Raw genomic sequence first — 13,022 nt, forward strand, 5'->3', positions numbered from 1 at the left:
CAACTTCGCGGGGGCCCCGAGGTCGCAGGAAGGACGCGGCATGAGCACACCTGCCGCCAAGGGCGGCCAGCAGATGAAGGTGACCGAGCGGATCCAGATGGGCGGCGGCCCCGGCCGCGGCCCGGGCGGCATGGTCGGCCAGAAGGCGTCGGACTTCGGTCCGTCGGCCAAGCGGCTGATCCGCCGGCTCGCGCCCCAGCGGGTCAAGCTGATCGGTCTGATGGTGCTCGCCGTGGTGAGCGTCGTGCTCAGCGCGCTCGCGCCGCGCTTCCTCGGCCACGCGACCGACCGCGTCTTCGCGGGTGCGCTCGGCCGGCAGCTGCCGGCCGGCTCGACCGTCGACCAGGTCGTGGCCGGGATGCGCGCCAACGGCCAGGACCGGCTCGCCGACGTGGTCCAGGGCATGGACCACCTGGTGCCGGGCAGGGGCGTCGACTTCACCGCCGTCGGCCACATCCTGCTGCTCGTGCTGGCGCTCTACGTCGCCTCCAACGTCTTCTCGTTCCTCCAGGGCCTGATGCTCAACGGCCTGGTCAACCGGACGGTCAAGGGGCTGCGCGCCGACGTCGAGGAGAAGCTCAACGTGCTGCCCCTGGAGTACTTCGACTCCCAGCCGCGCGGCGAGATCCTCTCCCGAGTCACCAACGACATCGACAACATCAGCCAGTCGCTGCAGCAGACCATGTCGCAGCTGCTGACCTCCGTGGTCAGCGTGGTCACGATCCTGGCGATGATGTTCTGGATCAGCCCGCTGCTGGCCCTGATCGCGCTGGTCTCCGTCCCGATCTCGATGACGGTCGCCCGGCAGGTGATGAAGCGGTCGCAGGGTCAGTTCGTCAACCAGTGGCGCTCGACCGGCCGCCTCAACGCCCACATCGAGGAGACCTTCTCCGGCCACGAGCTGGTCCGGGTCTTCGGCCGCCAGGCCGACGCCGAGGCGACCTTCGCCGAGCGCAACGAGGAGCTCCACGACGCCGGCTTCAAGGCGCAGTTCCTGTCCGGCCTGGTGATGCCGGTGATGATGTTCATCGGCAACCTCAACTTCGTGGCCGTCGCCGTCGTGGGTGGCCTCCGCGTCGCGCACGGCGCGCTCTCGGTCGGCGACGTGCAGGCGTTCATCCAGTACTCCCGCCAGTTCAACATGCCGCTGACCCAGATCGCGTCGATGATGAACCTGCTGCAGTCGGGCGTCGCGAGCGCCGAGCGTGTCTTCGAGCTCCTCGACGCCCCCGAGCAGATCCCCGACCGGGGCGGGTCGCTGCCGGACGTGTCGCACGGCGAGCACAGCGGCGAGGTGCGCTTCGAGAACGTCTCGTTCTCCTACGACCCCGACAAGCCGCTCATCGAGGACCTCTCCCTCGTCGCCAAGCCGGGCCAGACCGTCGCGATCGTCGGACCCACCGGCGCGGGCAAGACCACGCTGGTCAACCTGATCATGCGGTTCTACGAGCTCGACGGTGGCCGGATCACCCTCGACGGTGTCGACATCACCGAGATCCCGCGCTCGGCGCTGCGCGCCCAGACGGGCATGGTGCTGCAGGACACCTGGCTCTTCGAGGGCACCATCCGCGACAACCTGCTCTACGGCCGGCCCGACGCGACCGAGGAGGAGCTGCTCGAGGCGGCCCGGGCGACGTTCGTCGACCGGTTCGTCCACTCGCTGCCCGACGGCTACGACTCGATCGTCGACGCGGAGGGCGGGTCCCTGTCGGCGGGCGAGAGACAGCTGCTGACCATCTGCCGGGCCTTCCTGGCCGAGCCGTCGCTGCTGATCCTCGACGAGGCCACCTCGTCGGTCGACACCCGGACGGAGCTGCTCCTCCAGCACGCGATGGCGGCGCTGCGCACGGACCGCACCTCGTTCGTCATCGCCCACCGGCTCTCCACGATCCGCGACGCCGACCTGATCCTGGTGATGGAGGACGGCGCGATCGTCGAGCAGGGCAACCACGACGAGCTGCTCGCCGCCGAGGGCGCCTACGCGCGGCTCTACGCGTCGCAGTTCGCCGCACCGGCGGACGAGGAGCAGGTCGCCTGACCGGGTCGTTAACCCGTTGAGTCGGGCGATCGGCCGGCGTACGGTCGACGTACACGGGAAAGGAGGTGGTCCAAGAGATGATTTCTTCTAGGACGCGTGAGGTGGCTGCCCGCTAGCAGCCCCAGCAGGGACGTCGGGTGGAACCACCCGCGATGCTGCTGGCGAATCCCAGGCAGCTACCCGACCCGCAGACGACCGGGACCACGTCCCCCGGTGCGGTGCCTCTCAGGCGCCACGTCTGCGGGTCGCTGCATGTCCGGGGCGCGTCGGAAAGTTGTTGATGTCAACCAACCGGGAATATAGTTGAGGAAAGCAACCTTTTACCCGGTACGCAACAACACCGTCCGCACCTAACGAAGTGAGAAGCATGTCCCAGGACGTCACCGCCGCTCCCGCCGCCCCGGCCGCGGAATCGGCACCGATGAGCCACAAGGAGATCCTCGAGGCGCTCTCGGGTCTCCTGATCGCGATGTTCGTCGCGATCCTCTCGAGCACCGTCGTCACGACGGCGCTTCCGACCATCGTCACCGACCTGCACGGCACCCAGACCGGCTATACCTGGGTCCTCGTGGCCACCATGCTGGCGATGACCGCGACCACCCCGATCTGGGGCAAGCTCGCCGACCTGTTCTCCAAGAAGCTGCTGATGCAGGTCGCCCTCATCGTATACGTCTCCGGCTCCGCGCTGGCCGGCCTGGCGCAGTCCATGAGCTGGCTCATCGGCGCTCGCGTCATCACGGGTCTCGGCGTCGGCGGCGTGATGGCGCTGATCCAGATCATCATCGGCTCGATGGTTTCGCCCCGTGAGCGCGGCCGCTACTCCGGCTACATCGGCGCCTCGTTCGGCCTCGCCACCCTGCTCGGCCCCCTTGTCGGTGGCCTCATCGTCGACAGCGCCCTCGGCTGGCGCGGCTGCTTCTACGTCGGTCTGCCGTTCGCGATCGTCGCCTTCTTCGTGCTCCAGCTCAAGCTGCACCTGCCCACCGTCAAGCGCGAGGTGAAGATCGACTACCTCGGCGCGACGCTGCTCATGGGTGGCGTCAGCCTCCTGCTCATCTGGGTCTCGCTCGCCGGGCAGCAGTTCGACTGGGTGTCGGGCACGAGCGCACTGATGCTGGTCGGCGGCCTCGTCGTGCTCGCCGTCGCCTTGCTCGTGGAGGCCAAGCACGCGGTCGAGCCGATCATCCCGCTACAGCTCTTCAAGGACCGCACCATCTCGCTGGCGACGTTCGCCGCGGTCATGGTCGGTGTCGCCATGCTCTCCGCGACCACCTTCATGGCGGAGTACTTCCAGACCGCCCGCGGCATGAGCCCGACCCACGCCGGCCTCATGTCGCTGTCGATGGTCGTCGGCCTGATGGGCACCAGCATCGTCTCCGGCCGGATGATCAGCAGCACCGGTCGCTGGAAGGCCTGGCTGGTCGGCGGCATGGTCGCGGTCGTGATCGGCACCGGACTGCTCGGCACCATCGACCACGCCACCCCGCTGTGGGTGATCGGCGCCTACATGCTCATCCTCGGCGCCGGTCTCGGCTCCACCCAGCAGAACCTGATCCTCGCGGTCCAGAACAACGTCGACCAGGCCAACATCGGCGCCGCCAGCTCGGTGGTGGCCTTCTTCCGCACGCTCGGCGGTGCGATCGGCGTCAGTGTCTTCGGCGCGATCCTTTCCCACCAGGTCATCGGCCAGGTCACCGACGGCATCCGCCCCCTCGTCGCGAGCGGCGACGTCACCCCCGCCCAGGCCACGGCTCTCGGCGATGGCGGGCTGCAGAGCGCGGCCGTCCTGCCGGCTCCGCTGCGCATGCTCATCGAGGCCGCCAACGGTGACGCGACGGGCCACATCTTCCTGTTCGCCGTGCCGTTCGCCCTGATGGCCCTGATCGCCGTCCTCTTCGTCAAGGAGGGCCGCCTGCGGACCACCCTCGACAGGATCGAGGAGCCCGAGGTCAACATGGATCTCGCCGCGGAGCTGGAGGTCGGGGAGCTGGGTCGCCGATGACGACCACAGTCAGCCCGACGCGTGCGGACGCGCTGCGTCAGCTCGAGGACGAGGTGACGGTGCTGTTCCACCGCATCAAGCGCGTCCTGGTCGAGCGGGCGCACGCCGTCCACCCGGAGCTGAGCGGCCTCGGCCTGCCGATGCTGATGCGCATCGCGGCCGGGCCGGTCAGGGCCAGCGCCCTGGTCGAGGAGTTCCAGGTCGACAAGGGCGCGGTCAGCCGGCACCTCCAGCACCTCGAGGAGCTGGGGCTGATCGAACGCACCCCCGACCCCGACGACGGACGGGCGACGCTGCTCTCGGTGACGCCCGACGCCGCCCGTCGGCTCGGTGACATCGACGCCGACCGGCGTACCCGGCTCAAGGACCGGCTCGCCGACTGGTCGGCATCCGACCTGGCCGCCCTCGCTGAGCAGCTCGGCCGCTACAACCACTCCCTCGACCGCCAGGCCGAGTCGGCAGAGGTTCGCGCCTGAGACAGCTCGAGTCGGCAGAAGTTCGCGTGAGCCTTGCGAGCTTCTGCCGACTCGGCGTCAGTGGAGCCAGACGGAGGCGTTCGGGGGGAGGGTGGTCCCGGTGAGCGGCTGACTGGCGATGACGACCTCGCCTGCGGGGAGCTCGACGGGGGTCGTCCCGCAGTTGACGATGACGGTCAGGTCGTCGCGGCGGAAGGCCAGCACGTCGGCACCGTCACCCGCACCGGCAGCGGCGCCGCCGAGGTCGAAGAGCTCCACGGTCTCGCCGAGCTCGGCGCCGGCGTGCTCACGTCGAGCCGCCAGCGCCCGCCGGTAGAACTCCAGCGTCGAGTCCGGGTCGCCGGTCTCGGCCTCCACGGTGAGCGGCGCCCACGAGTCGGGCTGGGGGAGCCACGGCTCGGAGCCGTCCGCCCCGAAGCCGTACGGCGGCTTTGAGCCGCTCCACGGGATCGGCACGCGGCAGCCGTCGCGGCCGACCTCCGGATGGTCGGTGTTGCGGGTCCGGAGCCAGGTGGGGTCCTGCCGGTCCTCGGGTGCCACCTCGACCTGCTCGAGGCCGAGCTCCTCGCCCTGGTAGACGTAGGCGGACCCGGGGAGGGCGAGCATGGCCAGCGTCGCCGCGCGGCCCCGGGCGAGGCCGACCGCGCCGCCGCCGTACCGCGTGACGTGGCGGACCACGTCGTGGTTGGAGAGCACCCAGGTCGGGGCTGCCGCGACGGGCAGCAGCTCCTCCAGGGTGCCGCTGATGACCTTGGCGAACGCCGAGGCCGACCAGGGCGCCTGCAGCCAGGCGAAGTTGAAGGCCTGGTGCATCTCGTCCGCCCGGACGTAGCGGGCCAGCGCCTCGGCGGTCTGGGCCCAGGCCTCGGCCACGAGCATGCGGTCGCCGGGGTACTCCTCGAGCACCCGCCGCCAGCGACGGTAGATGTCGTGCACCTCCGGCTGGTCCCACATGGGCTGGTCCACGACCTCGTCGGCCGCCGGGCCGTTGACGTCGACGCCCGACTGCGGCCGCTCGCCCTGCGGCAGGACCTGGTCCCGCAGGGACGCCTCCTTGACCAGCCCGTGCGCCACGTCGACCCGGAACCCGTCGACCCCGCGGTCGAGCCAGAACCGCAGCACGCCCTCGAACATGTCGCCGACCTCTGGGTTGCGCCAGTCGAGGTCGGGCTGGCTGGAGTCGAAGAGGTGCAGGTACCACTGGCCGTCGGGCACGCGCGTCCAGGCCGAGCCGCCGAACACCGACGCCCAGTTGTTGGGCGGCTCGTCGCCGTTCGGTCCGCGCCCCTCGCGGAACATGTAGCGCGCACGCTCGGGGGAGCCGGGCGCGGCGGCGAGGGCGGCCCGGAACCACGGGTGCTCGCTCGAGGTGTGGTTGGGCACGAGGTCGACGATGAGCCGCAGCCCGAGCTCGTGGGCCCGGGCGACGAGCGCGTCGGCATCGGTCAGGGTGCCGAACAGCGGGTCGATGTCGCAGTAGTCGGCGACGTCGTACCCGTGGTCGTGCTGCGGCGAGGTGTAGAACGGCGAGATCCAGATCGCGTCGACGCCGAGGTCGCGCAGGTAGGGCAGCCGCGAGGTGATGCCGGGGATGTCGCCGACGCCGTTGCCGTCACCGTCGGCGAAGCTGCGCGGATAGACCTGGTAGGTCACCGCGTGGCGCCACCAGGGCGGCCTCGAGGTGATCGTCGTCTCGCCCGACGGGACGCTGGAGCTCGTAGCGGCGGTCTCGCTCATGCTGGCCACCCTAGGATGGACCGGTGAGCGATCTGATCGACACCACCGAGATGTATCTCCGGACCATCTACGAGTTGGTCGAGGAGGGCATCGTCCCGTTGCGTGCGCGGATCGCGGAGCGGCTGCACCAGAGCGGCCCCACGGTCTCCCAGACCGTGGCCCGGATGGAGCGTGACGGCCTCCTCACGATCGAGGGCGACCGCCACCTGCAGCTCACCGAGGCCGGCAACCGGCTCGCCACCCGGGTGATGCGCAAGCACCGGCTCGCCGAGCGGCTGCTCATCGACGTCATCGGCCTGGACTGGGAGCTGGTGCACGAGGAGGCGTGCCGCTGGGAGCACGTCATGTCCGAGACCGTCGAGAAGCGACTGCTCGAGCTGCTCGACCACCCGACGGAGTCGCCGTACGGCAACCCGATCCCGGGCCTCGACGAGCTCGGCGGGGACGCCTCCAGGGAGGCGTTCATGGAGGGTGTCGAGTCGCTCGCGCGCGTCGCCACCGCCGAGAAGGGCACCGTGCTCGTGCGGCGCATCTCCGAGGAGATGCAGAAGGACGAGGTCCTGATGAGCGCGCTGCGTCGGGTCGGCGCACTGCCGGACCGCTCGGTCACCGTCGTCGCCACCGGGCAGGGCGTGCTGGTGGGCGCCGGCGGAGAGAGTGCCGAGATCTTCCCCGAAGCCGCGGAACACATCTTCGTTCGGCGGATCTGACACCGGATCCGACGGTATTCTTTGCCCCACACCACGGATCCAGGGCTCACCGACCGTTTCCTGTAGTGATTGAATCGTCTCGGGTACCGACCCCGTCCATGCGCGCCGGGGCTTCGCGCGGACGGTAGGGGAAGAGGGAGTCCAGATGGAGCTCATCCACGTCGAGCTCTCCTCGGCGGAGGTGGTCGCGGGGACCGGTCCGATCATGGTCCGGCACCGGTCCACCGGCTTGGCGAGCGTCCTGGACGACGGCGAGGAGGTCGTCGTGACCGACAGCGACGGGGAGTTCCACGCGGGCATCGTGCTGTCGGTGGACCCGGTGCAGTCGGGCGACGACGACCCGACCTATGCGCTGCACGTCGGTGCCCGGCTGCCGATGGAGATGGCGGCCCAGCGGCTCGCCGACGTCGACCTGCTGCCTGAGAACCAGGGCCTGCACGACATCGTCGACCTGCTCGGCGAGCTGCGCCGCTCGCCCGACCTCAGGCAACAGCCGTAGGGCTCGCCAGCTCGGCCAGGAACTCGCTGCACCCGGTCGCGACCTTGCAGGTCGCCAGGTCGTCGCCGCGCGTGGCGCCGCGGTTCACGATCACCACGGGCGTGCCGTTGCGCGCCGCCCGGCGCACGAAGCGCAGGCCGCTCATCACGGTGAGGCTGGACCCCGCGACGAGCAGCGTCCCGTCCGTGCCGAGCGCGTCGACCGCGGCGTAGCACCGCTCGACCCGTTCGCGCGGCACGTTCTCGCCGAAGAAGACGACGTCCGGCTTGAGGATGCCGCCGCACTCCTCGCACGCGGGTACGACGAACCCGACGGTCTCGTCGAGGTCGACGTCCCCGTCGGGGCGGACGGCCGCGTCCGCGTGGGCGCTCGTCCAACCCGGGTTGTGTTCCTCCAGGCGCTCCTGCAGGGCGGTTCGCGTCGTCACCCTGCGGCAGCCGAGGCAGACGACGTCGGCGATGCGGCCGTGCAGCGCCACGACGTCGCGGCTGCCGGCCAGCTCGTGCAGTCCGTCGACGTTCTGGGTGATCAGCAGGGTCGGGTCGAGCTCGGCCAGCGCGCGGTGTCCGGCGTTGGGCGCGGCCGCCCGCATGCGGCCCCACCCGAGGTGGCTGCGCGCCCAGTAGCGCTGGCGGGCCGCCGGTCCGGACACGAACTCCTGGAACGTCATGGGTGTGCGGTCCGGAGCACCCGGCCCGCGGTAGTCGGGGATGCCCGAGTCCGTCGAGAGGCCGGCGCCGGTCAGCACCACGAGCGGCCGTCCGCGCAGCAGGGTGACGGCCGCGGCCCCGGTCGGCTCAGCGGGCATACCGGGTCTCGGCCCGCGCGCGCCGCTTCGCCGCCTCCACCTCGCGGTTCTTCGGCGGCGCCGTCGTGACCAGGTCCTCGAGCAGGTGACGCGTCGCGTGCGCGACCTCCGCCACCGCCCGGTCGAACGCGGCCTGGTTGACCGTCGCCGGCCGGGTCGTCCCAGCCACCTTTCGGACGAACTGCAGCGCCGCTGCGGTCACCTCGTCCTCGGTCGCCGGCGGCTCGAAGTTGTTGAGCGGGCGGATGTTGCGGCACATGCGGTCAGGGTACGTCGCCGGGCGCGGCGCGTGGAGGGGTCGAGACCCGGTCCTGCACTCCCTGGCCCGGACGGGTCACTTTTCCCGGCGTCCGGTCGGGACCGTCCCCTGCGGGCACCGCCGTTCGGTGTCTCGGCCTAGGGTGGTCCGGTGCACGGACGCCACCGGGCAGCCGAGACGGCCACCCCCGACGACGCCGCGACAGCCCAAGCGTTGCTGGACGCACTCGAGCTCATCGGGTCCGCCGAGGACCTCGATGGGACGCTGCGCCGCCTCGCTGCGGTCGGTCGCGCCCTGGCGCAGGCGTCGTACGCCGTCGTGGAGCTGTGCGGATCGGACGCACCCGACCTCCGCGTCGCGGAGGGAACGGTCGTCGAGGGCGGCCACGAGCGGCTGCACGCCGACCTGCGCACCCGCGGCGTCCTGCTCGGCCGGATCGTCGTCGGCCGGCCCGAGGAGGCGTTCGTCGACGAGGACCGCCGGCTCGTCGACCGGCTCGCCGGACTCAGCGGGTCGCTGGTCGTCGAGGCGATGGCCCTCGAGGACCGCGACAGCACCCGCGAGCGGATGCTGACCGCGGACCGCGGCCGGATCGCCCGCGACCTGCACGACCTCGTCATCCAACGGCTCTACGCCACGGGGCTGCACCTGCAGGCCGCGAAGGCCGGCGACCACGACTCGGTGGGGTCGGCGATCTCGACCGCCGTGCGCGACATCGACACGGCGATCAGGGACGTGCGGGCCACGATCTTCGAGCTGAGCCGCGGCCCGGCCCGCTCGCTGGCTGCCGAGGCGAGGGCCCTCGTCGAGGAGTACGCCCCCGCGCTCGGGTTCACGCCGGCCCTGCGGATCAGCGGTCCCGTCGACACCGTCCTCGTCGAGTCGGTGGCCGACGAGGCGCTGCTGGTGCTGCGCGAGGCACTGTCCAACGTCGCGCGGCACGCACAGGCGTCGACGGTCCAGGTCGAGCTGACCGCCTCGCCGGCGTGGTTCATGCTGCGGGTCACCGACGACGGGGTCGGGATCCCGCCGCGCGCGGGCATCGCCAGCGGCCTGCGCAACGCCGGCCGCCGCGCTGCGACGCGCGGTGGCGTGATGCGCACCGGCGACGTCACGCCGCACGGCACCAGCCTGGTCTGGCTGGTGCCGGCGAGCAGCTGAGGCGCACATCTTCCGGCCCGGAGGCCCACGGCCCATCAGATCTGCGGACGCGCTCCGCCTCGCAGAAAATCCGGCGCTGATGCGTGACGGGAGGCACTCGGCGGGTGTTAGGTGTCTTCCTGACGACGCGGCCCATTCGGGGGTCGCTCGACTCTCGGGAGGTCCCACGCATGAGACGAGTCCTGTCCGTCGTGGCCGGAGCGGTTCTGGTGAGCTCAGGGCTCGCCACCGCAACGGCCCAAGCCCAGCCCGCCGGCCACCCCGGCAAGGGCGGTCACGGACACCACACACCCGCGACGCCGGCGTACACCCCGCCGCCGATCGACTGGGGCACCTGCCCGACCGCGAGCCTGCAGAACGCCGGTGCGCAGTGTGGCTACGTCACGGTCCCGTTGGACTACGCCCACCCGCGCGGCCAGAAGATCCAGCTCTACGTGTCCCGGATCGAGCACAAGACCAGCGACGCCGACGCCCAGGGCCCGATGCTGACCAACCCGGGCGGACCCGGCGGCTCCGGACTCGGCCTGTCCCGGCTGGGCGCCTCGGTGCCCGACCACGGTGGTGACCCGTTCGACTGGATCGGCTTCGACCCGCGTGGTGTCGGTCGCAGCATCCCGTCGCTGAGCTGCGACCCGTCGTACTTCAAGGCGGGGCGGCCGGCCTACGAGCCGGGGCCCGGCATCGAGAAGTTCTGGCTCGACAAGGCCGCCGGCTATGCCGCCGACTGCGACGAGGCGGGCGGCGCGCTGCTCGACCACGACCGGACCACCGACTGGGTCAACGACATGGAGAGCATCCGCAAGGCCCTGGGTGCGAGGAAGATCAACTACTACGGGTTCTCCTACGGCACCTACCTCGGCCAGGTCTACGCCACGCTCCACCCCGACCGGGTCGGGAAGTTCGTCCTCGACGGCGTCATCGGCGCCAGCCAGGCGTGGTACGAGCTCAACCTCGAGCAGGAGAAGCAGTTCGACCCCAACATCGACACCTTCTTCGACTGGATCGCCGACAACGACGCGTCCTACAGGCTCGGCACCGACGGCAAGGCCGTGCGGCAGATCTACTACGACACGCTCGCCGACCTGACCGCCCACCCGCAGGCCGACTTCGGCCCGTCGGACTGGAACGACATCTTCGTGGGCGCCGCCTACTACGTCTACGACTGGGACTTCTACGCCCACGTCCTCGCGGCCGCCGCCGGCGGTGACCTGGCACCTGCCAAGGAGGCCTACGGCGCGCCGGACGACGCCACCTACGCGACCTACATGGCGGTCGAGTGCAGCGACGCCCCCTGGCCGAGCTGGAGGACGCAGCGCCGCGACGCCTTCAAGGTCGCGGCACAGGCGCCGTTCCTGGCCTGGAACAACACCTGGTACAACGCGCCGTGCCTCACCTGGCCGGCTCCGTCGACCAGGCCGGTCAGGGTCGACGGCAGGAAGGTCCCGCCGATCCTGCTGATCGAGGAGACCAACGACGCCGCAACGCCGATGGAGGGCGCACTCGAGGCCCGGCGTACGTTCCCGAGGTCGGTCATGATCGAGGGCGTCGGTGGTACGACGCACGCGGGCTCGCTCTCAGGCGTGAGCTGCACCGACGACAAGATCGCGGACTACCTGCTGACGGGTCACCTGCCGAGGCGTAAGCCGGGCAACCGCTCCGACGCGCAGTGCGACCCGGTGCCCCCGCCGGCCGCCACGCCGGTCGAGGGAGCAGCAGCGTCGGCGAAGGCCGGGGCCGCCGCTCACCAGCGGGTCGGCGGCCTGCGCCGGCAGATCATGGAGGCGGCGATGCCGCAGCCGTGACCCTGTCGTCCGGTCAGGAATGAGCGAAGGCCCTCGAGGAATCCTCGAGGGCCTTCGTCTGCCTGTGGCCAGGGGCGGGGTCGAACCGCCGACCTACCGATTTTCAGTCGGTCGCTCGTACCAACTGAGCTACCTGGCCGGGCGATGGGAGAGACTACCGGACTCTCCGACGGCCCCACGAATCGGGCCGCGCCGGTGACCACACTAGACTGACCGCGCTTGGAGCCCCCTTCGTCTAGCGGCCCAGGACCCCGCCCTTTCACGGCGGTAGCGCCGGTTCGAATCCGGTAGGGGGTGCGAGCGTGAAAGAGGCCCCGACCAGCGGCGACGCTGGTCGGGGCCTCTCGCGCCGTGTCCGGCTGTGTCCGGCGTCGGACGGGGTTCTACGGGTGGCTGTGCCAAATCCGTGTCAAAGCTCGCCGCCGCCCCGCGCGGCTGGTTCACTTCCACCCGCGCAGTTAGCCCAACCAAAGTGGATGCCCCACTCCGTAGCCCAGAATGACGCGAGCCCGCACTCCACGCCGAAACCCGACGATTCCTGTGACGGCAATGGCTCGAACGGTTGCCGACGCAATAGCCGCCGTTCGACGCTCGCAATCCGAGGCGGCGCGGCCGCTTTGCGATCGGTGGTCAGTACATGCTGCGTCTGGCGCGCAGCTTGGCGCCCAAAGGGGGCTGCCGGCTCGACGCGAGAACCGCGAGGGCGCAGCAGACGGGTACCTGCCCGGCTGCTCATTTGAACCGAGGACCGGGGGTGGTTGTGTAACCGCAGCCGCGCCTGGCCTCTACGCCGCCGAGCCGAGACGTCGATAACTACCGCGCCATGTCGGTGCAGGGTGAGACCATTGCGGCGCTACCGGGCACCTGGCCCAGCGGAGGGTTGATGACTGACGAAGGAATGTTTGTTCGCGTCCGGGACATCGACCCCATAAGCGGGCTCGTGTTCTGCACGACCGAACGCGGCAATGTCACTTGGTTCACGCCTGACGATCCCACAATTTGGAAGACTGGCCAGGTCGCGTACGTCAGTAACGCTGGCAATGTGGTGCTGATTGACGACTCGTTCTGGAGCGTTGGCAATTCCGTCGGTGAGGTAACCCATGCCGACGAGCACGATGCAGTCATCAGGCTCGACGGACAGCCGCGCAGCTTTCCTCAACGGGACCCAAACCCGTTCGAGGTCGGTCAGCTCATCGAGTTGAATCGCGCTGGGTTTCGTTCCTATGCGTTCCCTTGGCCAGCAAGTGCCGGCCGGGATGATTCATGGGCAGCGTAGTACGCCGCCTCGACCTCGAGCGGGGTCCTCATGTCGAGCTCCCCGTGCAGGCGCTGGTTGTTCCACCACCACACGTACTCCAAGGTCGCGAGCTCGACCTGCTCGATCGTGCGCCACGGTCCTCGTCGCCGGATCAGCTCGGTCTTGTAGAGCCCGTTGACCGCCTCGGCGAGCGCGTTATCAAAGGAGTCACCGACGGTCCCGGTCGACGGCCTCGCGCCGAGCTCGCCGATCCGGTCCGTGTAAACGATCGA

11 protein-coding genes and 2 tRNA genes are annotated in these 13,022 nt (G+C 70.3%); 8 read left to right on the forward strand and 5 right to left on the reverse strand.

Annotated features, from left to right (window positions below; translation table 11 throughout):
- Positions 1 to 40: 40 nt before the first annotated feature.
- From BM236_RS12520 to BM236_RS12530, 3 genes are all read left to right on the forward strand, one after another.
- The gene (locus BM236_RS12520; RefSeq protein WP_091124237.1) at positions 41 to 2,038 is read left to right on the forward strand and encodes an ABC transporter ATP-binding protein; all 1,998 of its coding nucleotides are present in this window, start codon (positions 41 to 43) and stop codon (positions 2,036 to 2,038) included.
- Between the two features lie 367 nt (positions 2,039 to 2,405).
- A complete protein-coding gene (locus BM236_RS12525) occupies positions 2,406 to 4,040 on the forward strand; it encodes an MDR family MFS transporter (protein ID WP_245750307.1) in 1,635 nt (544 codons plus the stop codon).
- Complete coding sequence (locus BM236_RS12530) at positions 4,037 to 4,516, forward strand: MarR family winged helix-turn-helix transcriptional regulator (protein ID WP_091124239.1); 480 nt, start codon at positions 4,037 to 4,039, stop codon at positions 4,514 to 4,516. Before BM236_RS12525 ends, BM236_RS12530 begins: the two co-directional genes overlap by 4 nt.
- Positions 4,517 to 4,573: 57 nt before the next feature.
- On the opposite strand, the gene BM236_RS12535 is transcribed toward BM236_RS12530, so the two are convergent.
- Complete coding sequence (locus BM236_RS12535) at positions 4,574 to 6,253, reverse strand: glycoside hydrolase family 13 protein (RefSeq protein WP_091124241.1); 1,680 nt, start codon at positions 6,251 to 6,253, stop codon at positions 4,574 to 4,576.
- 23 nt (positions 6,254 to 6,276) lie between these two features.
- Here BM236_RS12535 and BM236_RS12540 point away from each other — a divergent pair, with 23 nt between their 5' ends.
- Both BM236_RS12540 and BM236_RS12545 read left to right on the forward strand, forming a co-directional pair.
- Complete coding sequence (locus BM236_RS12540) at positions 6,277 to 6,963, forward strand: iron-dependent transcriptional repressor DtxR (RefSeq protein WP_091124243.1); 687 nt, start codon at positions 6,277 to 6,279, stop codon at positions 6,961 to 6,963.
- Between the two features lie 145 nt (positions 6,964 to 7,108).
- Entirely contained in the window at positions 7,109 to 7,462 is a 354-nt protein-coding gene (locus tag BM236_RS12545; protein ID WP_091124245.1) for an LSm family protein, read from the forward strand.
- Here the strand turns inward: BM236_RS12545 and BM236_RS12550 are convergent.
- Both BM236_RS12550 and BM236_RS12555 read right to left on the reverse strand, forming a co-directional pair.
- Complete coding sequence (locus BM236_RS12550) at positions 7,446 to 8,270, reverse strand: NAD-dependent protein deacetylase (RefSeq protein WP_091124248.1); 825 nt, start codon at positions 8,268 to 8,270, stop codon at positions 7,446 to 7,448. The two genes, BM236_RS12545 and BM236_RS12550, sit on opposite strands and share 17 nt — an antisense overlap.
- On the reverse strand, positions 8,260 to 8,529 hold the full coding sequence (locus BM236_RS12555) for a DUF2277 domain-containing protein (RefSeq protein ID WP_091124251.1): 270 nt from the start codon (positions 8,527 to 8,529) through the stop codon (positions 8,260 to 8,262). The genes BM236_RS12550 and BM236_RS12555 overlap by 11 nt, the downstream gene beginning before the upstream one ends.
- Before the next feature lie 150 nt (positions 8,530 to 8,679).
- Here BM236_RS12555 and BM236_RS18710 point away from each other — a divergent pair, with 150 nt between their 5' ends.
- Both BM236_RS18710 and BM236_RS12565 read left to right on the forward strand, forming a co-directional pair.
- Entirely contained in the window at positions 8,680 to 9,690 is a 1,011-nt protein-coding gene (locus tag BM236_RS18710; protein ID WP_139230102.1) for a sensor histidine kinase, read from the forward strand.
- Between the two features lie 170 nt (positions 9,691 to 9,860).
- On the forward strand, positions 9,861 to 11,492 hold the full coding sequence (locus BM236_RS12565) for an alpha/beta hydrolase (protein WP_091124255.1): 1,632 nt from the start codon (positions 9,861 to 9,863) through the stop codon (positions 11,490 to 11,492).
- Positions 11,493 to 11,557: 65 nt separating this feature from the next.
- On the opposite strand, the gene BM236_RS12570 is transcribed toward BM236_RS12565, so the two are convergent.
- Positions 11,558 to 11,631: transfer RNA gene (locus BM236_RS12570), tRNA-Phe, on the reverse strand.
- Positions 11,632 to 11,716: 85 nt separating this feature from the next.
- Here BM236_RS12570 and BM236_RS12575 point away from each other — a divergent pair.
- A tRNA-Glu gene (locus tag BM236_RS12575) sits at positions 11,717 to 11,789 on the forward strand.
- Between the two features lie 924 nt (positions 11,790 to 12,713).
- Here the strand turns inward: BM236_RS12575 and BM236_RS12580 are convergent.
- The coding region (locus tag BM236_RS12580) for an integrase core domain-containing protein (RefSeq protein ID WP_139230103.1) at positions 12,714 to 13,022 on the reverse strand (309 nt) is incomplete at its 5' end.

Origin of the sequence: Nocardioides terrae, from assembly GCF_900112345.1 — a bacterium.
GTDB lineage: Bacteria > Actinomycetota > Actinomycetes > Propionibacteriales > Nocardioidaceae > Nocardioides > Nocardioides terrae.